This window comes from Nocardioides cremeus, from assembly GCF_030518195.1.
In the GTDB taxonomy this organism is placed as follows: domain Bacteria; phylum Actinomycetota; class Actinomycetes; order Propionibacteriales; family Nocardioidaceae; genus Nocardioides; species Nocardioides cremeus.
This window is the reverse complement of sequence record NZ_JAULSC010000001.1, coordinates 13014-36960: the sequence shown is the minus strand read 5'-3', so window position 1 is coordinate 36960 and position 23947 is coordinate 13014. Positions and strand designations below refer to the sequence as shown.

General features: G+C 75.1%; 19 protein-coding genes. 11 read left to right on the top strand and 8 right to left on the bottom strand.

Annotated features, from left to right (window positions below):
* Positions 1-4: 4 nt before the first annotated feature.
* The 5 genes from QWJ41_RS00155 to QWJ41_RS00135 all read right to left on the bottom strand — a co-directional run bounded on the left by QWJ41_RS00155 (position 5) and on the right by QWJ41_RS00135 (position 8026).
* The gene (locus tag QWJ41_RS00155) at positions 5-3058 is read right to left on the bottom strand and encodes an FtsX-like permease family protein (protein WP_302705080.1); all 3054 of its coding nucleotides are present in this window, start codon (positions 3056-3058) and stop codon (positions 5-7) included.
* Positions 3055-5391, bottom strand: coding sequence for an FtsX-like permease family protein (locus QWJ41_RS00150; RefSeq protein ID WP_302705079.1), 2337 nt, complete (start codon positions 5389-5391; stop codon positions 3055-3057). Before QWJ41_RS00150 ends, QWJ41_RS00155 begins: the two co-directional genes overlap by 4 nt.
* Positions 5388-6230 (bottom strand): ABC transporter ATP-binding protein, encoded by an 843-nt coding sequence (locus QWJ41_RS00145; RefSeq protein WP_302705078.1) that lies wholly within the window; start codon positions 6228-6230, stop codon positions 5388-5390. The genes QWJ41_RS00150 and QWJ41_RS00145 overlap by 4 nt, the downstream gene beginning before the upstream one ends.
* Positions 6227-7135, bottom strand: coding sequence for an ABC transporter ATP-binding protein (locus QWJ41_RS00140; protein ID WP_302705077.1), 909 nt, complete (start codon positions 7133-7135; stop codon positions 6227-6229). Before QWJ41_RS00140 ends, QWJ41_RS00145 begins: the two co-directional genes overlap by 4 nt.
* A 72-nt stretch (positions 7136-7207) precedes the next feature.
* A complete protein-coding gene (locus tag QWJ41_RS00135) occupies positions 7208-8026 on the bottom strand; it encodes a hypothetical protein (protein WP_302705076.1) in 819 nt (272 codons plus the stop codon).
* A gap of 121 nt (positions 8027-8147) precedes the next feature.
* Here QWJ41_RS00135 and QWJ41_RS00130 point away from each other — a divergent pair, with 121 nt between their 5' ends.
* From QWJ41_RS00130 to QWJ41_RS00105, 6 genes are all read left to right on the top strand, one after another.
* Positions 8148-9878 (top strand): carbon starvation CstA family protein, encoded by a 1731-nt coding sequence (locus QWJ41_RS00130; RefSeq protein WP_302705075.1) that lies wholly within the window; start codon positions 8148-8150, stop codon positions 9876-9878.
* The gene (locus QWJ41_RS00125; protein ID WP_302705074.1) at positions 9875-10282 is read left to right on the top strand and encodes a hypothetical protein; all 408 of its coding nucleotides are present in this window, start codon (positions 9875-9877) and stop codon (positions 10280-10282) included. The genes QWJ41_RS00130 and QWJ41_RS00125 overlap by 4 nt, the downstream gene beginning before the upstream one ends.
* A gap of 11 nt (positions 10283-10293) precedes the next feature.
* Positions 10294-11607 carry an MFS transporter gene (locus tag QWJ41_RS00120; RefSeq protein WP_302705073.1) on the top strand — a complete coding sequence of 438 codons (1314 nt, stop codon included), beginning with the start codon at positions 10294-10296 and terminating at the stop codon, positions 11605-11607.
* Positions 11608-11614: 7 nt separating this feature from the next.
* Positions 11615-12517: a sigma factor-like helix-turn-helix DNA-binding protein gene (locus QWJ41_RS00115; protein WP_302705072.1), complete on the top strand. Its 903-nt coding sequence runs from the start codon at positions 11615-11617 to the stop codon at positions 12515-12517.
* A gap of 91 nt (positions 12518-12608) precedes the next feature.
* Entirely contained in the window at positions 12609-13595 is a 987-nt protein-coding gene (locus tag QWJ41_RS00110) for an ATP-binding cassette domain-containing protein (protein ID WP_302705071.1), read from the top strand.
* Positions 13592-14473 carry an ABC transporter permease gene (locus QWJ41_RS00105; RefSeq protein ID WP_302705070.1) on the top strand — a complete coding sequence of 294 codons (882 nt, stop codon included), beginning with the start codon at positions 13592-13594 and terminating at the stop codon, positions 14471-14473. Before QWJ41_RS00110 ends, QWJ41_RS00105 begins: the two co-directional genes overlap by 4 nt.
* An 89-nt stretch (positions 14474-14562) precedes the next feature.
* Here QWJ41_RS00105 and QWJ41_RS00100 read toward each other — a convergent pair whose 3' ends face one another.
* The gene (locus QWJ41_RS00100; RefSeq protein WP_302705069.1) at positions 14563-15699 is read right to left on the bottom strand and encodes a PQQ-dependent sugar dehydrogenase; all 1137 of its coding nucleotides are present in this window, start codon (positions 15697-15699) and stop codon (positions 14563-14565) included.
* Positions 15700-15786: 87 nt separating this feature from the next.
* Here QWJ41_RS00100 and QWJ41_RS00095 point away from each other — a divergent pair, with 87 nt between their 5' ends.
* Positions 15787-17376, top strand: a complete 1590-nt coding sequence (locus QWJ41_RS00095) for a cation:proton antiporter domain-containing protein (protein WP_302705067.1) — start codon at positions 15787-15789, stop codon at positions 17374-17376.
* Positions 17377-17444: 68 nt separating this feature from the next.
* Positions 17445-18092: a nitroreductase family protein gene (locus tag QWJ41_RS00090; RefSeq protein ID WP_302705066.1), complete on the top strand. Its 648-nt coding sequence runs from the start codon at positions 17445-17447 to the stop codon at positions 18090-18092.
* 126 nt (positions 18093-18218) lie between these two features.
* Here QWJ41_RS00090 and QWJ41_RS00085 read toward each other — a convergent pair whose 3' ends face one another.
* Both QWJ41_RS00085 and QWJ41_RS00080 read right to left on the bottom strand, forming a co-directional pair.
* The gene (locus tag QWJ41_RS00085) at positions 18219-19979 is read right to left on the bottom strand and encodes a DUF429 domain-containing protein (RefSeq protein WP_302705064.1); all 1761 of its coding nucleotides are present in this window, start codon (positions 19977-19979) and stop codon (positions 18219-18221) included.
* Between the two features lie 25 nt (positions 19980-20004).
* Complete coding sequence (locus QWJ41_RS00080) at positions 20005-21195, bottom strand: RimK family alpha-L-glutamate ligase (RefSeq protein WP_302705063.1); 1191 nt, start codon at positions 21193-21195, stop codon at positions 20005-20007.
* A 24-nt stretch (positions 21196-21219) separates the two neighbouring features.
* Here QWJ41_RS00080 and QWJ41_RS00075 point away from each other — a divergent pair, with 24 nt between their 5' ends.
* From QWJ41_RS00075 to QWJ41_RS00065, 3 genes are read left to right on the top strand one after another with little or no spacing between them, the layout of a single operon-like run.
* On the top strand, positions 21220-21693 hold the full coding sequence (locus QWJ41_RS00075) for an ATP-dependent zinc protease family protein (RefSeq protein ID WP_302705062.1): 474 nt from the start codon (positions 21220-21222) through the stop codon (positions 21691-21693).
* A 1-nt stretch (position 21694) separates the two neighbouring features.
* On the top strand, positions 21695-22651 hold the full coding sequence (locus QWJ41_RS00070; protein WP_302705061.1) for a succinylglutamate desuccinylase/aspartoacylase family protein: 957 nt from the start codon (positions 21695-21697) through the stop codon (positions 22649-22651).
* A complete protein-coding gene (locus tag QWJ41_RS00065; RefSeq protein ID WP_302705060.1) occupies positions 22648-23943 on the top strand; it encodes a sensor histidine kinase in 1296 nt (431 codons plus the stop codon). Before QWJ41_RS00070 ends, QWJ41_RS00065 begins: the two co-directional genes overlap by 4 nt.
* Positions 23944-23947: the final 4 nt, after the last annotated feature.

Genomic DNA, 23947 nt, shown 5'->3' with positions numbered 1-23947 from the left:
CGGCTCAGCGGGCGTTCTCGCGCAGCGTCGCGCCCCGCGCGCCGCGCACGGTCAGCACCGCGCTGGTCACCGCCACCGCGCCGAAGAGCACCGCGGTCACCAGCGCCAGCAGCGCCAGGCGCGCCGGGTCGATGCCCGCGACCAGCGCGGGGGTCGACAGGGTCTCGGCGTAGCCCAGGGTCACGGTGCGCAGCACGACGTACTGCGCCAGCGCGCCCGCGGCCAGCCCCGCCACGGCGGTGCTGCCCAGCACCACGGACAGCTCGAGCAGCACCGCGCGCACGACCTCGCGCCGCGAGACGCCCACGACGCGCAGCGAGGCGGCGTCGCTGCGCCGCGCCGGCAGCTGCACCGCGGTGCTGACGCCGAGGGCGGCGACCGCCATCACCAGCACCAGCACCGCCACCACGGCGTAGAGCCGCAGCGCGAGGGCGTAGGCCTCGCCGTCGAGACCCTCGCGCACCTCGGCGTAGGTGCGGTCGACCACCAGCCCGGCGGCGCGCAGCTCGTCGACGACGGGCCCGGGGGTGTCGGCGCGGGCGAGCACCACCACCTCGGAGGAGTCCTGGTCGTAGACCTCGCGGTCGATGCTGACCGTCTCGTAGTCGATGAGCAGCCCGCGCGGGCCCAGCAGCGGCACGCTGGCGGCCTCGACCACCGGGTCGACGGGGAAGCTGAGCGGCGAGCTGGTCGAGAAGGCGTTGGGGTCGGGCTCGGTGCGCGCGTCGACCCCCTTGACGACCGGCAGGGCCGCGGGCAGGTCGCCGGCGGTGAGCTGGAGGATCGCGGGCTCCTCGGCGGCGGCCTCGATGCGCAGCACGCCGCCCTCGTCGCTGAGCCGGGTGACCGCCTCGGGGGCGGAGGCGTCGGGCGAGACCCCCCAGCCGGCGCCGGTGACGGCCCCCTCCACCGGTTCTCCGTCGACGAGCACGTCGCGCACCTCGATGGTGCCCTCGACCGTGGTGCGCAGCGCCGCCGGGCCGCCGACGGTCAGGCCCTCGAGGCGGCAGCCGTCGCGGCAGGCACCGACCCGGGTCTCGGTGGTGCCGGTGCCCGGTGACACCGGGAGGAACGCGAAGCGGACCTCGCCCTCGGCGGTCACCAGCCGCAGCCGCAGCACCAGGTCGTCGCCCGAACGGGCCCGGTTGTCGACCTCGACCCCGATCCGCGCGCCCTCCAGCACCGGTACGACGCCGCGGGGGCGCAGCCGGTCGGCGATCTCGCCGGGAGAGGTGCCCGGCGTCCACTGGTCCGACCACTGCGCGACCCGCTCGAGCCGGGAGGTGTCGGCGACGGTGAAGACCGGGCCGGTGCTCGACAGGGTGCCGGCGGCCATCAGCCACCGGCCCTCGGGGTCGGCGGCGCGGCTCAGCGCGACGGTGCGGTCCAGCGACAGGTCGGAGGCCCACACGACGGCCGCGGGCGCGCGCGTGGCGGCGACGCTGGCGCGCCACTGCCCGGCCGAGTCGTAGACGCCGGCCCCGAAGACGCAGATGGCGATGGCGGCGGTCACCGGCAGGATCACCAGGGTGCCCTCGCGCCGCCGGCTCAGCGCCCGGGAGGCCACGAAGGTCGACAGCGACGTGTCGCGGGGCCCGCGCCGGGTCCACCAGCCGGCCAGCGCCGCGGTGCCCCGGGCACCGCCCAGCCCGGCGACCACCGCCAGCAGCACCGGCAGCACCAGGTCGGTGACGTCGGGCTCGCCCGGCCCGGTGCTCGACAGCTTGCTCAGCAGCACCACCAGGGCCGCGGCCACCAGCGCGAGCTGGGCCAGCACCGCTCCGCGGCGGGCCCGCACCGGGCGGCGTACGCCGCTGAGCTGGGCGGCGAGGTCGACGCGCAGCACCAGCCCGACCGCGACGACCGCGACCAGGGCGGCCCCGAGGCCGACGCCGAGACCGGCCACGGCCGAGCTCCACGGCAGCGGCACCGGCAGCCCCGGCACCAGCCACGCCTCGACCAGCAGCCACGAGACGCCCAGGCCGAGGGCGGCGCCCGCGGGCACGGCCGCGCCGAGGAGCACCAGCGGCTCCGAGAGCCCCAGCGACCACATCCGGCGACGCGGGAGCCCGCGCAGCGAGGCCAGCGCCAGCTCGGGCAGGCGCAGGTCGGCGGCCGCGGTGAGCAGGCGCAGCAGCAGCGCCAGCGCGACCAGCACGAGCGAGAGCACGGCCGGCGCCACGGAGCTGCGGGCGGTCTCCTGCTGGGCGCGCACCTCGGCGGCCACCCCGTCGACGTCGTTGATAGACCGGGTCTCGAAGCCGCCCCCCCGGACGTCGAGGTCGAGCGCGGCGAGGTCGTCCTGGGCGGCGGCGACCGCGCGCACCTCGTCGAGCCCCTCGAGGTCGAGGTCGGCCGGCGGCTCGAGCCGGCGGTCGACCAGCACCTCGAACCCGACCCCCGACAGCTGCTCGAAGGTCTCGGGGCCGGTCAGCAGCGGCGCCGGGCGGTAGGGCTGGTTGCTCGGCGGGGGCGTGGGCGTGCGGGAGGAGAAGCGCGACAGGTCGAACCACCAGTCGGCCTCCTCGGGCCCGGGCACCCGGTAGAGGCCGACGACCTCGAGGGTGCCGGCGCCGCCGACGTCGAAGGTGGAGCCGACCGAGAAGTCGGTGAGCCCGGCGTCGCCGGCGAGCATCAGCACCTCGCGCGGGCCCGCCGGGCAGCGGCCCTCGACCTCGAGGTGCTCGCAGTAGCCGTCCTTGGTGGCCAGCCGCACCAGCCCGCCCAGGCCCGGCGTCTCGTCGGTGCGCACGAAGGTCTGCGGGGCGACGTAAGCCCCGCCGGCGCCGGCCCCGGCCTGCTCGGCGAGCGCGACGGCGTCGGCGGCCGCCTCGGCCGGGCCGGTGCCCGGCGCCGGGGTGTGGACCCAGCTGAGCCCGGTGAGCGCGTTGGGCGCCTCGGCGAGCCGGGTGACCAGGTAGGAGTTGGTCACCGCCACCTGGAAGACCGGGCCGAGCACGGCCGAGCCGACGGCCAGCGCGACCAGCAGCACCGAGCCGACCGAGAGCAGCAGCCGGGCGCGCAGGCCGCGCACGACCGTCGCCACCAGGGTCCTCATCGAGCCGCCTCCTCGCGCAGGATGGCCGGGCGCGAGCGCTCGGCGGAGGGCCGGCGGCCGCGACCGACCACCAGCGCCACCACCGTGGCCACGACGAGGCCGAGCAGGAGCACCGGGAGCGGGTCGAGGGAGGTGCGCAGCGCCACGGCGTGGTCGGGCACCTCGACCAGGGCCAGGTCGCCGAGCAGCCACAGCACGCCGGCCGCGGTGCCGAGCAGCGCCGCGCCCACCGAGACCACGACCAGGCCGGCCACCTCGAGCCGGCCGGCGCCGCGGATCCGGCGTACGTCGAGGCCCACGACGCGCAGCGCGGCGACGTCGCGCAGCCAGGCCGGCCGCTCGCGGGCCACGGCGGTGCCGAGGACCAGCAGCGCGACGAGCAGCCCGAAGCCGGCGACCAGCAGGTAGACGCGGGCCTGGGCGGCGCCGGTGTCGTCGCTGAGCGAGGCGCGCACCTGCTCGAGGGTGCGCAGCTCGCCCCCCGTCTCGTCGAGCACCTCGTCGAGCAGTGCCGACGGGGTGTCGGCACGGGCCAGCACCACCACGTCGGCGACCGGCACGGTCGGCGGCGAGCCGACCAGCGCGCGCGGCAGGTCGGCCAGCACCCCGTCGGCCTGCACCAGCGGCAGCGCCGGCACCCGGGCCACGACCTGCGCGGGCAGGTCGAGCCCGCCGGGCGAGTCGAGCACCGGGTCGCCGTCCCAGGTGGCGCTGCGGGTGGCCAGCACCGGCACGGCGGCCGAGCCGGCGTCGGGCACGGCGACCAGCGGGGTCGAGGAGGCGACCGCGAGGAGGCCCCCCGCGACCGGCACGGGCCCGCCGGGGCGGTCGCCGCGGGTCTCCTCGGCGGGCGACCAGTCGCGCTCGAGCAGGTCCTGGTCGCCCAGGACCAGCGAGTCGAGGGTCCAGGGCAGCTGGCTGTCACCCGGTCGGCGCTGCAGGGTCACCGCCACCGGCTCGCACCCCTCGGCGCAGCGCACCTCGGTCGAGGCCGTGTCGGGCGCGCCGTCGAGGCCGACCTCCAGCCGCAGCCGCACCTGGCGGGAGCCGCCGGTGACGTCGCGCAGGGTCAGCAGGACCTCCGGGCGCACCCGCCCCTCGAGCCGGCGGCTCACGCCGCTGACGGTGGCCACGACCTCGGTGCCCTCGACCGGCCCGGCGGTGCCGGCCGCGGCCTCGTCGGCGACCAGCTCGTCGACGACCGTGGCCAGCCCGGCGGCGGACGTGTCGTCGTGGAAGCCGCCCAGCACCCGCTCGTGGCGCGACAGGTCGAGGAAGGCGCGGCGGGCGGGGACGCTGCCCTCGCCGGGCACCAGCACCGCCGCCATCAGCCAGCGGCCGTCGGGGTCGAGGCGACGGGTCAGCTCGAGCGCGGGCTCGGCGCCGGTCTCGAGATCGATGCGCAGCGGGGCGCCGGCCACCAGCCGGGCGCTGCGCTCGGTCCACTGCTCGACCTGGATCGCGGCGGTGAGCGCGACCCCGGCCACGACGGCCGCGGCCACCAGCACCTGCAGCGCAGCCCCGGCGCCGGCGACCCGGGCGAGGCGGCGGGCGGCCAGGAAGCCGGCCAGCCCGGCGCGCGGACCACGGTGGCGCACCCACCGGCGCGCCAGCAGCCGCAGCAGCCACAGCGCAGCGGCGCCGACGGCCAGCCCGACCAGGGCCGGCCCGGCCAGCACGACGAGGTCGGGGCCGCCCGTGCCGTCGGTGGGCGTCACCGAGCTGCGGTAGACCGCGACCGCGGCGCCGACGACGACCAGCACCTGGGCGAAGGCCGAGGCGAGCGTCGTACGCCGCGGCCTGGCGACCGCGGCGACCTGGTCGGCCAGCGGCTCGCGCAGGGCCGCGCCCATGCCCACCAGCAGCGCGACGAGCCCGGCCAGCACCACCAGGACCGCGGCCGTCAGCGCGTCCGCGCCGACCAGTCCGGTCAGTGCCGCGGGGTCGGTGAGCCAGGCGCCGGCGCTGCGGTGGGCGACCAGCAGCCCCAGGCCGCCGCCCAGCAGCCCACCCAGGACGAGCACCAGCAGCGGCTCGAGGGCCAGCAGCACGTAGAGCTCGCCGCCCTCGAGCCCGCGCAGGCGGGCCAGCGCGATCTCGTCGCGCCGGGCCGCGGCCAGCTCACGCCCGGTGGTGGGCAGCGCCACCAGCGCCAGCAGCAGCAGCGGCACCGCGAGAGCGCCGGAGGTGCCGGCGGCCTCGGAGAAGCCCAGCACCGCCACCACGCCCGCGACCACGACGGTGGTCAGCGCCAGCAGCGGCGCCAGGGTGCCGCGGCGCGACCAGGCCCCGCGCAGGGTCCGGGCCAGGTCGCGGGTCAGGGCGCGGGTCACCGGCCGGCCGGCGGGCGCCGGAAGGCGGAGTGGTCGACCGGGGCCGGGGGCTGGTGCTGCTCCGGTCGGTGCTGCTCCGGCTCGTGCTGGTGCTCGGGGGCCGGCTCGGGTGCCGGCTCGGGTGCCGGGCTCGGGTGCCGGCTCGGGGGCCCCGGCTCGGGGGCCGGCTCGGGGTGCCCGGGCAGGTGCACCGGCTCGGTGTGGTCGACCAGCCGGCCGTCGTCGAGTGCGTGGTGGGCGTCGCAGGCGTCGACGACCGCGGGGTCGTGGGTGGCCACGACCACCACCGCGCCGCGCTCGGCCTCGCGCCGCAGCTCGGCCAGCACCAGCGCACGGTTGCCCTCATCGAGCTCGCTGGTCGGCTCGTCGGCCAGCAGCACCCCGGCGCCCACGCACAGCCCGCGGGCCAGCGCCACGCGCTGCATCTGCCCGCCCGAGAGCTCCTCGACCTGGCGGTCGGCGAGGTCGGCGATGTGGAAGCGGGTCAGCGCCGCGACCGCCTGCTCGTCGGCCGCGACCGGGTCGACGCCGCGGGCGCGCAGCGCCACCGACACGTTCTCGCGCGCCGACAGGATCGGCACCAGGCCGTAGACCTGCAGCACGAAGGCCACCTCGGGGCGCGGGTCGCCGGTGCCGCGCCAGGTGGATGCGCCGTCGTACGTCGCCTCGCCGGCGGTGGGCTCGAGGAGCCCGCCGACGATCGAGAGCAGGGTGGTCTTGCCCGAGCCGCTGGGCCCCGACAGCGCCGTCATCTCACCGGCGCGCAGCACCAGGTCGATGTCGGCCAGCAGCGGCCGGTCGACCTCGTAGCGCACCCCGCGCACGTGCACGTCGCTCACGGCCGCTCCCCCTGCTCCTCGGGCGGGCGCGAGACGACCAGGCGCTCGGCGTCGTCGTGGGTCTCGGGCTCGATGCGCACCAGCGTGCCCTGCGGCCACTGCTCGGCCAGGTGGGTGGGCAGGTGCACGACGCCCTCGGCGCCGATCACGACGTACTCCGCGCCGTCGCGGCCCTCGAGCCCCACGCGCCCACCCTTCATGGTCACCGTGCGCGGGAAGGTGGCCGCGACCTCGGGCTGGTGGGTGACCACGACGATCGTCGTGCCGAGCTCGTCGCCGAGCTCGTGGACCAGCCCGATGACGGCGTCGCGGTCGTCGTGGGAGAGCTGGCTGGTCGGCTCGTCGGCGAGCAGCAGCTGCGGCGAGGTGGAGACCGCGCAGGCCAGGGCCAGGCGCTGGCGCTGGCCGCCCGACATCGTGGAGACGACCTGGTCGGCGACGCCCTCGAGGCCCACCCGGGCCAGCAGGTCGGTCTCGGGGACGGCCTGCTTGCGCTCGGCGGCGCTGAGCGCCAGCCGTGCGAAGGCGATGTTCTGGCGGGCGGTGGCGTAGGAGAGCAGGTTGCGGGTGGCGCCCTGCAGCATGGTGCTGACCCGGCGCGAGCGCAGCCGGGCCAGCTGCGGCTCGGGCAGCCGGGAGATCTCGTGCTCCCCGAGGAAGATCCGCCCGGCGCTGGGCTTCTGGATGCCGCCGAGCAGGGTCAGCAGGGTCGACTTGCCCGAGCCCGACGGGCCCAGGAAGGCGACCCGCTCGCCGGGCCGGATCGCGAGGTCGACGCCCTGCAGCGCCACGACGTCGTGGCCCTCGAAGGTGCGGTACAGGTGCACCACTCCGGAGCACCGCACCCCGATGCCGCCGGGGTGGTCGAGCTCGCCGATGTCGACCCCCGGCTCGAGCACTGCCACGTCTGCGCCTCCCTTGTCCGCGGCACAGCAGACCCCACCGGTCACCGGCGGCGCAACACCGGGCCCGCTTCGTTAAGGACCTGTGACTCCCGCGGCTTCCCGCCGCGCGGCGGCCAGGCCGGCGCGGCAGGACCGCTCGAGGGCGCGGTGGCGGCGCCAGCGGCTCAGCAGGCCCGGCACCGGGGGCAGCCCGGTGGACTCCGGGGCCTGCTCGACCTGCAGCGCCTCGCCGTCCCAGCGGCCCTGCCAGCTCCAGCGGCCCCAGCGCTCGAGGTCGGGCCACGACAGCTCCTGGCCCAGCAGCACGGCGGGCCCGGGAGCGGGGGCCGCGCCGCGGACGGCGCCGGTCGGCCCGGTCACCGCCGCCTCCGGCCAGTCGCCGGCACCGTCGCCGGCACCGTCACCGGCCACCACGAGCAGGTGGTCGTCGGGACCCTCCCGGGCGGCGAGCGGGCGCTCCTCGAGCACCTCCAGGTGTACGAGCAGGCGTGGCAGCCACCACCAGTGCTCGCGGCGCAGCAGCACCGAGTCGGCCAGCAGCCGCGACGGCGGCCAGCGCAGCAGCTCCTGCTCGAGCAGGATGGCGGTGAAGACGTCGCCGTCGGGGTCCTCGTGCAGCCGGGTCCGCGCCCGCACCGCCAGCGGGCGCCAGGAGCGCCCGACGCCCTCCGGCTCGCTGAGGCACACCAACGCCCGGCCCGCCGCGGCCAGCGACCGGGCCGTCGCGAGCTCGGAGAAGGGCAGCGCCAGCACCGGCCCGTCCGGCCCGACCAGGGGCAGCACCCCGTGCAGCCGGGGCCGGCCCTCGACCGTCCAGGCCACGTCGGCGACCACCGCGGCGCGCAGGGCCGCCTCGACGTCGGGGTGGCGGCGTACGGCGTCGGGGGGCACGGCGTCACTGTAGGCAGCAGCGCTCGCCCGGACAGGGGGTGACAGCGCTCACAGGTAAAGAGCATGATGTCGGCCGACCCGGTGCCCGCTTCCTCGACCGCCCGGGCCAGGAGGAGTCGTCGTGCCCGCCATCGTCGTCGCAGCCGCCGTGGGCGTGCTGTTCTTCCTGGCCTACCGCCACTACTCGAGCTACCTGGCCCGCCGTGTCTACGGCTCCGACGCGGCCTTCGTGACCCCGGCGCACCGGTTCTCCGACGGCATCGACTTCGTGCCGACCAACAAGCACGTCGTCTTCGGCCATCACTTCACGTCGGTGGCCGGCGCGGCGCCGATCGTGGGGCCCGCGATCGCGGCGTTCTGGGGCTGGGGACCGGCGCTGGCCTGGATCGTGGTCGGCACCATCTTCGCCGCCGGCGTGCACGACATGGGCTCGCTGGCGGTCTCGGTGCGCCACGGTGCCCGCAACATCGGCAGCATCGCCCACGACGTCATCAGCAAGCGGGCCCGCACCCTGTTCCTGCTGATCATCTTCTTCCTGCTGACCCTGGTGAACGCGGTCTTCGCCGTGGTCATCGGCAACCTGCTGGTGGCCAACCCGGGTGCGGTCATCCCGATCTTCGTGGAGATCCCGCTGGCGATCGGGATCGGGCAGTACATCTACCGCTCCCGCTCGGCGGCCCTGGTGCCCTCGCTCATCGGGGTCGTGGTCCTCTACGCGCTGATCTGGGTGGGTCTGCAGGTGCCGATCGAGGTGACCGGGCTGGCCGACGCGCTGGGCGTCGACAACCCGCGCAACGTGTGGGTGGTCATCCTGTTCGCCTACGCCTTCATCGCCTCGCGGCTGCCGGTGTGGGTGCTGCTGCAGCCGCGCGACTACATCAACTCCCACCAGCTCTTCATCGCCCTCGGCGTGATCGTCGCCGGCATCGCCGTCGGCTGGAACACCATCGCGGCGCCGCTGGTCAACGACGTGCCCGAGGGCTCGCCCTCGATCTTCCCGTTCCTCTTCATCACCATCGCGTGCGGTGCGATCTCGGGCTTCCACTCGCTGGTGGCCTCCGGCACCACCGCCAAGCAGATCGACAACGAGGCCGACGTGCGCCACGTCGGCTACCTCGGCGCGGTCGGCGAGGGCGCCCTGGCCGTGGGCGCCCTGCTCGCCGTGACGGCCGGCGTCGCTGCGACCCGGGCCGACTGGACGGCGCTCTACCCCGACTTCGACACCGCCTCGGGCGGCGCCGTGGGCAACTTCGTCAACGGCGTCGGCGTCTTCGCCAACAACCTGGGCGTGCCCCTCGACCTCGCGGTCATCTTCGCCGCGGTCGTCGTCATCTCGTTCGCCGCGACCACCATGGACACCGGCGTGCGGCTGCAGCGCTACGTGGTGCAGGAGATCGCCGAGGTGCTCGGCTGGCAGCGCCTGGCCCGCAACCTGACGCTGGCCGGCATCGTGGCCGTCGTGGTGCCGCTGGCGATGGCGCTGCTGCCCGGCGGCGGCGAGGCCGGCTACACCTTCGGGGTGCTCTGGCAGCTCTTCGGCACCACCAACCAGCTCACCGCCGGGCTCGCGCTCGCGGTGGTCGCGGTCTGGGTCGTCCAGCGCGGGCGCAACCCGGTCGCGGTGCTGGTGCCGCTGGCGTTCCTGCTGGTGATGACGTCGTGGGCGCTGATCGTCAACCTGCGCAACTTCGTCGACGACGGGCAGTGGGTGCTCGCCCCGCTCGACGCGATCATCTTCGTGCTGGCCGTGTGGCTGGTCGTCGAGGCCGCGCTCGCCCTGCGCCGGGCCAGCGGCTCGAGCACCGGCAGCGAGCACGAGCCGGTGCCCGACGACAGCCCGCAGCGGCGATGAGCGGCGCCCCGGGCACCGCCGGCCCCGCCCGCGCGGTGGGGCGGGTCGTGCTGGTGCGGCCCTGGACCGACGCGAGGTCCGGGGGTGGCTGCTGCGCCGGGCCGGTGCCGCGCCCGCACGCGCACGACGCCTCGGGCGACCCCGTGGGGGCGGCGTACCGGGCGCTGCGCGGTGAGCTGCCCGACCTCGACGTGCAGGTCGTCGATGTCGCCAACACCGCCTGGCTGCTGCCGGCGGTGCTGCGCCGCGCCCGCGCGCGCGTCGGCACCCTGGGCGCGCTGCGCTGCGCGCTGGGCGCCACCCGCGCCGGTTCGGTTCTCGTCGACGGGCAGCGGGTCGGCGACCTCGAGGAGCTGGCGCCCGACGAGCTGGTCGCCGTCGTGAGGCGGGCGGCCACGGCGTAGGTTCTGCGCCCGTGAGGGAGCGGGTGCGCGGTCTGGTGGCCGACACGAGGCCACTGCGCAACGACCACTTCCGGCGCCTGTGGGTGGCCAACATCATCACCGTCGTCGGCGCCCAGCTGACGGTGGTGGCGGTGCCGGCGCAGATCTACGCCGACACCGGCAGCTCGGCGTACGTCGGGCTCACCGGGCTCTTCGGCCTGGTGCCGCTGGTCGTCTTCGGGCTCTACGGCGGCGCGCTGGCCGACGTCTTCGACCGGCGCAGCATCCTGCGGGTCACCACCGTCGGGCTGATCGTGACCAGCGGCCTCTTCGCCGTGCAGGCGTTCGCGGGCTCCACCAACGTGTGGCTGCTGCTGAGCCTCTTCGCGGTGCAGCAGGCGTTCTTCGCGGTCAACCAGCCCACCCGCAGCGCGGTGCTGCCCAAGCTGCTGCCCGCCGACCTGCTGCCGGCGGCCAACTCCCTCAACATGACCGTCTTCCAGGCCGGGGCGATCGCCGGGCCGCTGGTGGCCGGCATCGCGATCCCCTTCACCGGCTTCGCCTGGCTCTACGCGATCGACACCCTGACCCTCTTCGCGACCCTGGCCGCCGTGCTGCGGCTGCCGGCGCTGGCCGTCGAGGGCGCCGTGGCCCAGGTGCCCGGGCTGCGGGCGGTGGTCGACGGCTTCGCCTACCTGCGCACCCAGCCGGTGCTGCTGATGTCCTTCGTGGTCGACCTGGTTGCGATGGTCTTCGGGATGCCGCGGGCGCTGTTCCCCGAGATCGCCGCGGTCGACTTCGGGGGGCCCGACGAGGGCGGGATGGTCTTCGCCCTGCTCTTCGCCGCCATCCCCGCCGGCGCGGTGCTCGGCGGGGTGCTGAGCGGCTGGGTCTCGCACGTCTCGCGCCAGGGCCTGGCCGTGGTGGTGTGCATCCTGGTCTGGGGCGTGGCGATGACCGGCTTCGGCCTGGCCGTGCTGCTGGCCGACCAGTGGCGCACCCCGATGCTGGTCGCGGCGCTGCTGATGCTGGTCGTCGGCGGCGCGGCCGACATGGCCTCGGCGGCGTTCCGCACCTCGATGCTGCAGAGCGCCGCCACCGACGCGATGCGCGGGCGGCTGCAGGGCGTCTTCATCGTCGTGGTCGCCGGTGGCCCGCGGGTGGCCGACGTGCTCCACGGGGCCACCGCGGCCGGGGTCGGTGCCGGCGCCGCCGCCGCGGGCGGGGGCGTGCTGGTCGTCGTCGGCACCGTGGTGGCCGCCCTGGTGGTGCCCTCCTTCGTGCGCTACCGGATCACCCGCACCCCTCCCGCTCCCCTGGTGGACGACGGAGTGCATGAGGGATGATGGGCCGGTGAACCCGGTCGGCGACTCCCCCCTGCTCGAGCACGGCGAGACCGACGAGCGGGCGGCGTACCTGCGCTCCCTGGCCTTCCGGCTGCTCGGCTCGCTCGGCGCCGCCGACGAGGTGCTGGCGCTGACGCTGCGCCGGCTGGCCGAGGCCGAGCCCGGCTCGGTGATCGACGAGCGCACCTGGGCCTGCACGACCCTGGCCCGGCTCAGCCTGGTCCGGCTGCGCGCGCGTCGTCCGGCCGCGACCGCCGGCGACCCGGTGACGGTGGACCTCGACGAGCCGCTCGACCCCGTCGACCCGGCCGGCGAGGCCGACCCCGCGGGCCTGCGCGAGGGGGTGGGTGCCGACCTGCTGGCCGCGCTCGAGCGCCTGGCCCCGGCCGAACGGGTGGCGTTCGTGCTGCACGACCTCTACGACTGGCACTTCGAGGACGTCGCCGGGGCGCTGGGCCGCACCCCCGTCGCGGCCCGCGAGCTGGCGATCCGCGGCCGCTACGCCGTCTCCGCCGGCAGCGACCACGAGGCGGCCGACGGCGGGTCGGGGGCCCGGGCCCGCCAGCTCGCCGTCGTCGGCCGGGTCGTCGCCGCCGCCGGCGCCCACGACCTCGCCGCGCTGCGGGCCGCCCTGCACCCGGAGGTGCGCCTGCGCGCCGACGGTGCGGCCATCGACCTGGGCGCCGAGGCGATCGTCGAGGGCCCCGAGGCGGTCGCGGCCCACCTCGTCGAGCACGTGCACGACCTGCGGGCCACGCTGCTCGACGGCTACGCCGCCGCCGTGTGGCGCGAGGACGAGGCCGAGCGGATGGTCGTCGGCTTCACCGTGGAGGACGCGCTGGTCCACGAGATCGACCTGGTCGCCGACCCCGCCGTGCTGCCGCTGCTGGACCTGTCGCCCTCCTCCTGAGCAGCCAGCCGTCGTCGGGCGATGAATTCGGTTGTCGGCACCGGTCCCTAGGCTGCAAGGTCGAGGGGCGAGGCCCAGGAGAGGACGACTGATGGTGGACATGATCCAGGCCCACGGCCTGGTCAAGCGGTACAAGGAGGTCACGGCGCTCGCCGGTCTCGACCTGGCGGTGCCGGAGGGCCAGGTGCTGGCCCTGCTGGGGCCCAACGGTGCCGGCAAGACCACGGCCGTGCGGGTCCTGACCACCCTGCTCAAGCCCGACGAGGGCACCGCCCACGTGGCCGGCGTCGACGTGCGCGCCGACCCCGACGGCGTGCGCGCGCGCATCGGCCTGTCGGGCCAGTACGCCGCGGTCGACGAGCACCTGACCGGCTTCGAGAACCTCGAGATGGTCGGTCGGCTCTACGGCCTGGGCCGCAGCCGCTCACGCGCACGGGCCCGCGAGCTGCTGGAGCGCTTCGACCTCGTCGACGCCGGCGACCGGCCCTCCAAGACCTACTCCGGCGGCATGCGCCGCCGCCTCGACCTGGCCGGGTCGCTGGTGGCCGCGCCGCCGGTGCTGATCCTCGACGAGCCCACCACCGGCCTCGACCCGCGCAGCCGGGTCGGCATGTGGGACGTCATCCGCGAGCTGGTGCGCGACGGCGCCACGCTGCTGCTGACCACGCAGTACCTCGAGGAGGCCGACCGGCTCGCCGACGACATCGTGGTCATCGACCACGGTCGCGCGATCGCGCGCGGCACCGCCGACGAGCTGAAGTCGCAGACCGGCGGCGAGCGCGTCGAGGTGGTGCTGGCCCACGCCTCCGACCGCGAGGCGGCCGTCCGGCTGCTGGGCGCAGTGGCGGTCGGCGAGGTCGGCACCGCCGAGAACGGGCGCGACCTGACCGCGGCCGTCGACGGCGGCGTCCGCTCGTTGCGCCACGTGCTCGAGGGCCTCGAGGCCGAGGGTCTCGAGGTGCTCGACATCGGCCTGCGCCGCCCCACCCTCGACGACGTCTTCCTGAGCCTGACCGGCCACGCCGCCGAGAAGGACACCGACGAGAACACCGACGCGGCCGAGGAGGCCCTGCGATGAGCACCACCACTCCCGGCACCACGGGCGAGGCCCACACCGGGCGCCTGCCCGAGCCGACCCCTGTGCCGGAGCGGCCCAACGGGCTCGTGCGCGCGCTGACCGACGGCTGGATCGTCGCCAAGCGCAACCTGGTCAAGATCAAGCGCGTGCCCGAGGTGCTGGTCTTCGTGCTGATCAGCCCGATCATGTTCGTGCTGCTGTTCGCCTTCGTCTTCGGCGGTGCGATCGACCCCGAGGGCGCGGTGGGCTACCGCGAGTTCCTGATCGGCGGCATCTTCGCCCAGACGGTCGTCTTCGGCGCCACGTTCACCGGCGCCGGGCTGGCCGAGGACATGCAGAAGGGCATCATCGACCGGTTCCGCTCGCTGCCGATGTCGCACGCCGCGGTGCTGGTGGGCCGCACCACCTCCGACGTCGTCTACAACTTGCTGTCGCTGATCATCATGGCGCTGACCGGGCTGCTGGTCGGCTGGCGGATCCGCGAGGGCGCCTTCGACGCCCTGCTCGGCTTCGCGCTGCTGCTGCTCTTCGCCTACGCGATCAGCTGGGTGATGGCCTACGTCGGCCTGCTGGTGCCCTCGGTCGAGGTCATCAACAACGCCTCGTTCATCGTCATCATGCCGCTGACCTTCGTCTCCAACGCGTTCGTGCCGCTGAGCTCCTTCGACGGCGTGCTGCGCCAGTTCGTGCTGTGGAACCCGGTCTCGGCGCTGACCCAGGCCAGTCGCGAGCTCTTCGGCAACGTCGACCCCTCGACCCCGGTGCCCGACGCCTGGTCGATGCAGCACCCCGCGCTCTACACGCTGGGCTGGGTGGTGCTGATCCTCGCGGTCTTCGTGCCGCTCTCCACCCGGCAGTTCGCCCGCGCCTCCGCCTGACCCGGCCCCAACCTCCCGCTGACCCGGCCCCAATGTCCCCCTGACCCGGCCCGAACCTCGCGTCGAGCCGGCCCGGATCGCCCGTCGGGTCAGCGGGTCAGGAGCAGGGCGCGGTCGTCGCCGTCGCGGACCTCGCCGCGCCCGTCGGTGTTGGAGGTGACCAGCAGCAGGGCATCGGGCAGGGCCAGGACGCTGCGCAGCCGCCCGAGCTCTCCGGCGAGGTGGCCCACCGACTGCTCCACCAGATCGGCACCCTCGGCGAGCGGGATCTCCCAGAGCCGCTCCCCGCGCAGCGCCGCCATCCACAGCGAGCCGTCCCAGTAGGCCAGGCCCGAGGGCGAGGCGTCCTCGGTGCGCCAGACGACGACGGGGTCGGTCAGGCCCTCCCCGCCGCCGCTGCCCTCGACCTGCGGCCAGCCGTAGTTGGCCCCGGCCTCGATGAGGTTCAGCTCGTCCCAGGCGTTGGCGCCGAACTCCGAGGCCCACAACCGGCCCTCGTCGTCGAAGGCGAGGCCCTGCACGTTGCGGTGGCCGTAGCTGTAGACCTCGTCGTCGAAGGGGTTGCCGGGGGCCGGCTGCCCGTCGAGGGTCAGCCGCAGCACCTTGCCCGACAGCGACCCGCGGTCCTGGGCCGACTCCGGCACGCCGTTGTCGCCGGTGCCGACGTAGAGCAGGTCGTCGGGCCCGACCACCAGCGCCCCGCCCTGGTGGTAGCCCGCGCCACCGGGGATTCCCTCGAGCAGCACCTCGGGCTCGCCGAGGCTCTCCCCGTCCCAGGGCATCGCGACGATCCGGCTGGACTCCTCGACGGTGTAGTAGGCCAGCAGCTGCGACTCGTCGGGGGTCAGCGCCAGGCCGAGCAGGCCCGCCTCACCACCGGGGACGACGTCGGGCAGGGTACGCAGCTCCTCGCGCTCGCCGGAGCCGGGGTCCAGGCGCAGGATCCGTCCGGTGTCGCGCTCGCTGAGCAGCACCGCCTCCTCCGACGTCGCGCTCAGCCCCCAGGGGCTGGTCAACCCGGTGGTCACCGTGCGGCTCTCCAGGGCGGCCGGGCCACCGGCGTCGACGTCGTCGTCGGCGCCGGCCGTGCGCGTCGTCTCGCTGGGCGCGTTGGCGCGATCACCCGGCTCGGGGTCGTCCCCGCACCCGGCCAGGCCCAGAGCCAGGCCCAGGGCCACGGCGAGCAGCGGGACGGCGGCGCGGGGGCGGCGTACGCGGCGAGTCATCGCTCCAGCCTGACAGGCGGTGCCACCCTCATGGGGTGAGTCGGCCGCCCGGCTGGGAGGATCGTCGGTGACGGCGGGAAGGACCCCATGGAGGACATGACGGCGATCCTGGTCGTGGCGCTGCTGGGCGGCATGGCCGCCGCCGTGGTGCGCCTGCCGCCGCTGATGGGCTTCCTCGTGGCGGGGTTCGTGCTCAACGTCGCCGGGGTCGAGTCGGTGCCGGCGCTCGACGTCGTCGCCGACCTGGGCGTGACGCTGCTGCTCTTCGGGGTCGGGCTCAAGATCGACCTGCGCCAGCTGGCCGAGCGCCAGGTCTGGGCGACCGCCACGGTGCACATGGTCGGCTCGACGCTGGTCGGCGCTGGAGTCGTGGCGCTGGTGGCCCTGGCCGGGGTGGCGCTGCTGGAGGGCAGCGACTGGCGCACGTGGGTGCTGGTCGGCTTCGCCCTGTCCTTCTCGAGCACGGTCTTCGTGGTCAAGACGCTCGAGGAGCGCAGCGGCTCGCGCTCGTTGGGCGGGCGCACCGCGATCGGGGTGCTCATCGTGCAGGACCTCGCCGCGGTGGCCTACCTGGCCGCGTCGGCGGGCGAGCCGCCCAGCCCGTACGCCGTGCTGGTGCTGCTGCTGCTGCCCGGCGCGTGGGTGCTGCGCACGGTCCTGGCGCGCCTGGGCCACGACGAGCTGCGACCGCTCTTCGGCCTGGTGCTGGCGCTGGTGCCGGGCTACGCGCTCTTCGACGCCGTCGGCCTCAAGGGCGACCTCGGCGCTCTCGTGGTCGGGATGCTGCTGGCCGGGCGACCCGGGGCCGACAGCCTCTCCAAGAGCCTCTTCACGCTCAAGGACCTGCTGCTGGTGGGCTTCTTCGTCTCCATCGGCATCGGCGCGCTGCCCAGCGTCGAGCACCTGCTGGTCGCCCTGCTGCTGGTGCTGGTGCTGCTGCCGCTCAAGGCCGTCGGGTTCGCGGTGCTGCTCGGCCTGACCGGGCTGCGGCGGCGTACGGCGGTGCTGGCCGGGACGAGCCTGGCGAACTTCTCGGAGTTCGGCCTGATCGTGGCCGTCGCCTCCTCCGCCGAGGTGCTGGGCGAGGAGTGGGTGGTCACGCTGGCGACCGCCATCGCGGCGAGCTTCGTGGTCGGCACCGCGGTGGGCCGCCGCCCGGAGTACCTCGTCGGGCTGCTCTCGCACCTGGTGCCCGAGCGCCCCGAGCACCGGCTGCACCCCGAGGACCGCCCCCTCGACGTGGGGCACGCCGAGGCGGTCGTGCTGGGCATGGGCCGGGTCGGGCGCTCGGCCTACGAGCGGCTCGAGCACCTGCACGGCCTCGGGGTCGTCGGCGTCGAGAGCTCCGGCGAGCGGGTGCACCGGCTGGTGGAGGAGGGCGTCGACGTGGTCGAGGGCGACGCCACCGACCCGGAGTTCTACGAGCGGCTGCGCACCGGTGACGTGCGGATGGTGCTGCTGGCGATGCCGTTCCACGGCAACAACCTCGACGCGCTGCAGCTGCTGCGCTCCAGCGGCTTCGGCGGCACCGTCGCGATCGTCACGCAGTACGACGCCGACCTGCGCCAAGCGCGCGCGCTCGGCGCCTCGACGGGCTTCCAGCTCTACGACGGCGCGGGCACCGAGCTGGCCGACCGCGCCGCGCAGGCCGCCGGGCTGCGCATCGACGACGACTGACTCCTCGCCGGGCCCTCGCAAGGCCCTGCTGGGCCCTCACGCCGCCGCGGGTCTGCGAGGCTGGACTCGTGCCCGAGAGCGTGCCCGCCCCCCAGCTGTCCCTGCCCGACGACGAGGCGCGCGCCCGGGTCGCGGCCTTCGCCGACGACCTGGCGCGCCGGCGCACGGTGCGCGACTTCTCCTCGCGCCCGGTCGCCGCGGGGGTCCTCGAGGACGCCGTACGGGCCGCGGCCAGCGCGCCGAGCGGTGCGCACGTGCAGCCGTGGCGCTTCGTGCTGGTCACCGACGCCGACGTACGCCGGCGCCTGCGCGAGGCCGCCGAGGCCGAGGAGCGCGAGTTCTACGACCGCCGGGCCTCGGAGGAGTGGCTCGACGCCCTCGCCCCGCTGGGCACCGACGCCACCAAGCCGTTCCTGACCCACGCCGCCGCGCTGGTGGTGGTCTTCGAGGTGCACGCGGGGCCCACCTCACCGAAGCCCTACTACGTCAAGGAGTCGTGCGGCATCGCCGTCGGCTTCCTGCTCGCCGCCCTGCACCAGGCCGGCCTGGCCACCCTCACCCACACCCCGAGCCCCATGCGCTTCCTCGGCGAGGTCCTGGGCCGCCCGCCCGAGGAGCGCGGCTTCGTCGTCGTGGCGGTGGGTCACCCGGCCGAGGACGCGCGGGTGCCGGCGCTGGAGCGCAAGCCGCTCGACGAGGTGCTGGTGCGGGTCTGACCCCGCAGAACCACCCCGCCGACCCCGTCACCACCACGTCACCAGCACGGAACTGGTGCCGGGACGACAAAGCTTCATCGTCCCGGCGGGAGTTCCATCGGGCGCCCGATGAAACTCCCGCGGCCCTCAGCCGGTGAGCTTGGCCAGCCGGGCCCGCAGCAGGTCGACGCGGTGGGCGTTGCCGTGCAGGTCGACGTAGGCCTGGGCGTACGACGCCAGCAGCGCGTCGTCGAGCCGGCGCACCGCACCGGGCGGGTAGCGGTAGTCCATCCGGGCGTTGATCTCGGTCTCGTCGACGCCCACCAGCACCTCGGAGAGCTCGCCGAGGCTGGTGACGCCGAGCTCGAGCAGCAGCCCGGAGATCCAGGCGTAGTGGTCGGTGCGCGACCAGCCGGCGTCGGCGTACTGGCCGGCGAGGAAGGCCGCCAGCTCGCGCGGGTCGAGGCGGGGGTCGGCGTCGGGGGCGACCGGCTCGTCGGTGCGCGGGTCGGTGGCCTGCAGCCGGTCGCGGATCGTGGCGAACTCGCGGTCGGCGAGCTCGAGGAGCCCGGCGGCCAGGGTGAAGCGGCGGTCGAAGTCGCGGGCGTGCTCCTCGGGCACCACGCCCTTGTAGCGGATGTCGTGCTCGAACTCGGCCCACGCGTGCTGCAGCACGGTGCGGATCTGCACCGAGGCGACAAGGCCGCGCAGCGGCGCCCACGCCGGGTCGCCCTCGCGGGCGGCGTCGATGCCGATGACCTGGTGCCGGCTGGCGTAGCCGAAGCGGCCCTCGCTGGCGGTCTCGCGGCCCATGTCGCGGTCGTCGTGCACGACCAGCTGGTCGCCCAGCAGGTCGGCGACGGTCTCGACGTCGCGCTGGACGTAGGTGATGACCCGGACCCCGAGCTGGTCGGTCACCTCGACCAGCGGGTCGCGGTAGAGCGGCTTGCCGCCGGGGCGGCCGTCGGCGGTGCGCGCGGCCTTGGCGGCGAAGGAGGCGACCGACTTGGTGCGCCCGGTCACCGACAGGTAGTTGATGCCGGCCTCGTCGAGGATCGACTGCACCAGCTGCACGTAGCGCTCCCCGGCGTCGCGCAGCTGCGGCAGGCGGGCGGCGTACGCCTGCGTGGCGGCCTGCACCGGGTCGGCGCGCGGGCGGCTGCGGCGCGGGCTGGGCTCGAGGTCGTCGGGCAGCGTGGGCACCACGACGTAGCCGTCCTCCCAGCCGCCGTCGGGGCCGACGTACGTCGTGGTCGCCTCGGGGTGGCTGTCGGCGAAGAGCCCGACGTAGGCGCAGACGACGGCGTCGACCTGGTCCTCGACGACCCGCAGCTCGCTCTTGCGGGTGGCGCTCTCGACGGCGTCGCGCAGCCGGAGCCACGGCTCGCCCGCGGTGACCACCACCGTCTCGAGGTAGCCCATCAGCGCCAGCAGCTCGCTGCGCAGGCTCTCGAGGTCGCGGCCGGGCTTGTTCTTGTACTTCAGCGTGCGGCCCAGGCGGAAGAGCGAGACCGTCGCCGGGTGCGGGTAGACCTCGATCGCCCGGCGCTGGCGGCCGGAGCGCGGGTTGAGGTCGAGACCGAGGAGCCCCGCGACCCGGGCGCCCCGAGGCGTCTCGGCGAACTCGGGCTTGCCGGTGTTGGCCGGGTGCGCACCGGCGTCGAAGCGCGCGAAGTCCTTGTTGAGCGCCGCCTCGCAGCCGCGGTTGCCGGTGGGGTTGCGCACGATCAGCGGCGCGTCGATGGCGACCAGGCAGGTCCCGCCCGCCACGACGCCCTCGATCGCGGCCACGACCTCCTCGTCGCTGCGCTGCGCCGAGACGTGCACCAGGCGCGCGTCGGGATCGAGCACGGCGATGCCCGTGGGGGCGCGCTCGCCCCAGGCGAGGTCGACGCCGACGTAGTGCATGGCCCCCAGCCTGTCCTACCCGGGCTCAGGCCTCGTGGATGGGCTCGGCGGGCAGCTTCTTGACCCGGCGCGTACGACGGCGCCGGCCCGGGATCATCGAGCGCATCTCCTCGAGCTTGCCGAAGCACAGCAGCCGGTCGCCCGCCTCGAGCACGTGGCGGCTGTGCGGGTTGGGGATCACGCTGGTGCCGCGCTGCAGGGTCAGCGCGGAGATGTCGCGCTCGCGCAGCCCCGACTCGCCCAGGGTCTTGCCGACCAGGTCGGAGGCGGCCTGGACCGCGATCTCGGCGACGCCGTACCCGGTCGAGACGGTCAGGCGCTGGCGCACGTCGATCTCGGGGAAGGCGACCTGGTTGTCGATGTGGTCGATGATCGAGCCGGCGATGTCGAGGTCGGTGGCGCGCTCGATGCCCTCGAGGCCCGGGGAGGAGTTGACCTCCATGACCAGGGGGCCCTCGTTGCCCTCGAGCATGTCGACGCCGGCCACCCGCAGGCCCATGATCTGCGCGGCACGCACCGCGGCGCGCTCGTAGTCCTCGTCGAGGGTCACCGCCTCGACGGTGCCGCCGCGGTGCACGTTGGAGCGGAACTCGTCGCCCTGCGCGACCCGGCGCATCGCGGCCACCACCCGGTCGCCCACGACCAGCGCCCGGATGTCGCGGCCCTTGCTCTCGCTGACGAAGCGCTGGATCAGCACGTTCTGGCGGGTGCTGTGCAGCGTCTCGATGATCGCCTCGGCCACCTTGATGGTCGGCGCCAGGATCACGCCGATGCCCTGGGTCCCCTCCAGCAGCTTGATCACCACCGGCGCGCCGCCGACCCGCTCGATCGCCGCGATCACGTCGGCGCGGTCGCGCACGAAGGTCGTGGCCGGCATCCCGATGTGGTGGCGCGAGAGGATCTGGGTGGCGCGCAGCTTGTCGCGCGAGTTGGTGATCCCCCACGACGTGTTGGGCGTGTAGACGTCCATCTGCTCGAACTGGCGCACCACCGCGGTGCCGAAGTAGGTGATGGAGTTGCCGATGCGCGGCAGCACCGCGTCGTAGTGGGAGAGCCGCTTGCCGCGGAACTGCAGGTCGGGCTCGTCACCCGAGAGGTCGATGCCGAAGCGCAGCGTGTTGAGGACCTTGACCTCGTGACCCCGGTCGAGGGCAGCCGTGCGCAGTCGCTGCGTACTGTACGACCGGGGCGCGCGGGACAGGATCGCGAGTTTCATGGGTACCCAGACTGAGAGGCGACGGTGGAGACGGACCTTTCCTACACCCTCGCAGGCTGGCGCGAGTGGGTGAGCCTGCCCGACGCCGGCGTCGAGTGGATCAAGGCCAAGCTCGACACGGGCGCGCGGACCTCCGCGATCCACGCCTTCGACCTCGAGGGCTTCGAGCGCGACGGCGTGGACATGGTGCGCTACTCGGTGCACCCCTGGCAGGCCACCGACGAGGACGCCGTGGTCGTCGAGAGCACGGTCCTCGACAGGCGCGAGGTGCGCTCGTCGTCGGGGCACGTCGAGGAGCGCTACGTGGTGCCGATGGCGATCACGCTGGTCGGTCGCACCGTCAGCGTCGAGATGAGCCTGAGCCGCCGCGACGAGATGGGCTTCCGGATGCTGGTGGGCCGCGAGGCGCTGCGCCAGGGCTTCGTCGTCGACCCCGGCCGCTCCTACCTCGGTGACCGCCCGCCCGTGGCCACCCGCCGCCGCAACCGGGGCCGCTGACGTGGCCCGCCCCTCCTTCGAGATCGGGACCGTCCGGGTGCGACCCGGCCGAGGCCAGTCGCTGTCGCTGCCGATCACCCGCCTGGTCACCGGCGCCGAGGTCGACCTGCCCGTGCGCGTCGTGCACGGGCGCGAGGACGGCCCCACGGTGTGGATCGACGCCGCGATCCACGGCGACGAGGCTGTCGGCGTCGAGGTGGTGCGCCAGGTGCTCGCCGAGCTCGACCCCCGCACCCTGCGCGGCACCCTGATCGCGATCCCGATCGTCAACGTCCTCGGCTTCATGACCGGCAGCCGCTACCTGCCCGACCGCCGCGACCTGAACCGCTCGTTCCCCGGCTCGGCCCGCGGGTCGCTGGCCGGGCGGATCGCGCACCTGGTGATGACCGAGGTCGTGGCCAAGTGCTCGGTGGGCATCGACCTGCACACCGGCTCCGACCGGCGCACCAACCTGCCCCAGATCCGCACCGACCTCGAGGACCCCGAGACCCGCCGGCTCGCCGAGGCGTTCGCCGCGCCGGTGATGATGCACGCGCGGCTGCGCGACGGCTCGCTGCGCCACGCGGCTCGCGAGGAGGGCGCCAAGGTGCTGCTCTACGAGGCCGGCGAGGCCTGGCGGATGGACTCGTGGGCGATCGACGCCGGCGTGCGCGGCGTACGACGCGTGCTCGCGGCGCTGGAGATGACCGAGCCGGTCGAGGAGGAGCCGCCCACGCCCAGCCTCGAGAGCTGGCGCAGCGGCTGGGTCCGCGCCCGGGGCACCGGGATGCTGCACCTCGAGGCCGAGCTGGGCCAGCGGGTGGAGAAGGGCGAGCGCCTCGGTGGCCTCTTCGACTCCTTCGGCAAGCGGGTGCGACTGGTGCACGCCGACCGCGACGGCATCGTCGTCGGGCGCACCGAGGCCCCGCTCGTCAGCTCGGGCGACGCCGTGGTGCACCTGGCCGAGGTGACCTCGTGAGCCCGGCGACGCGCCCCGAGCCCGGGGTGCCCCGCGAGGTGCTGATGCTGCGCGAGCTGCACGCCCTGCTGACCTCGATCAGCAGCGCCGAGACGCTCGGTGAGCTGATGCAGAGCGTGGTGCAGGGCGTCGTCGACGTGCTCGGCTTCCAGATGGCGGTGGTCAACTACCTCGACGACGACGGCGTCCTCGAGGTGCTGGCCGTGGCCGGTGACGAGGACGCCCAGCGCTCGATGGCCGGGCGCCGGATGCCGGTGCAGGAGATCCTCGACGAGTTCGAGCTCGCCGACGAGTGGGGGCTGCTGCGCTTCGTGCCCCACGAGCGGCTGCCCGCCGACGTGCAGAGCACCTGGGTGCCCGACCTCGAGCCGATCGAGGGCCCCGACGCCTGGCACCCGATGGATGCGCTCTACGCGCCGCTGCAGGGCCCCGACGGCGCGCTGGTCGGGGTGCTCGGCGTCGACCTGCCCGTCGACGGGCGCCGGCCCGACGAGCTGGCCCGCCAGGTGCTGGAGATGTACGCCGTGCACGCCGGGCTGGCCATCCACCGCGCCCGCGCGCTCGAGCGCGAGCACGAGCTGACCGTGGGGCTGCGCGAGTCCAGCCGCTACCGCGAGCAGGTCAACGCGGCGGTGACCCACGAGCTGAAGAACCCCCTCACCTCGATCCTCGGCCACGTCGAGATCCTCCAGGACGCCGCCGGGTCGGCGCCCCAGCTCGGACGCAGCGTCTCCTCGATCAGCCGGGCCGCGCGCCGGATGGAGTCGCTGGTGGCCAGCCTGCTGACCCTGGCCCGTGTCAGCGACCCCCAGCAGCAGCCGGTGCACGAGAGCGTCGACCTCTCCGAGCTGGTCCGCGAGGCACACGAGCTGGCCGCGGTGCAGGCCGAGCGCGGCCGGATCTCGCTGCGCCTCGAGGGCGCCGACCGGCCGCACCGCACCACCGGCGACGCGCCCGAGCTGGCGATGGTGGTCTCCAACCTGCTCAGCAACGCCCTGAAGTACACCCCGGCCGGCGGCTCGATGCGCCTGGGCCTGGCCACCCGCGACGACGGCGTCGAGCTGACCTGCGCCGACACCGGCCAGGGCATCCCGCTCGCCGACCAGCCGGGCATCTTCGACGAGTTCACCCGGGCCCCGCAGACCGGCGACGTCGAGGTGCCGGGCAGCGGCCTGGGCCTGGCCATCACCCGGCGGGTGGTGCACCGGCACGGCGGCAGCATCGCCCTGGAGTCCGCCCCCGGCGCGGGCACGACCGTGCGGGTGCTGCTGCCGCTCGACGCGCCGGCCTGACCCC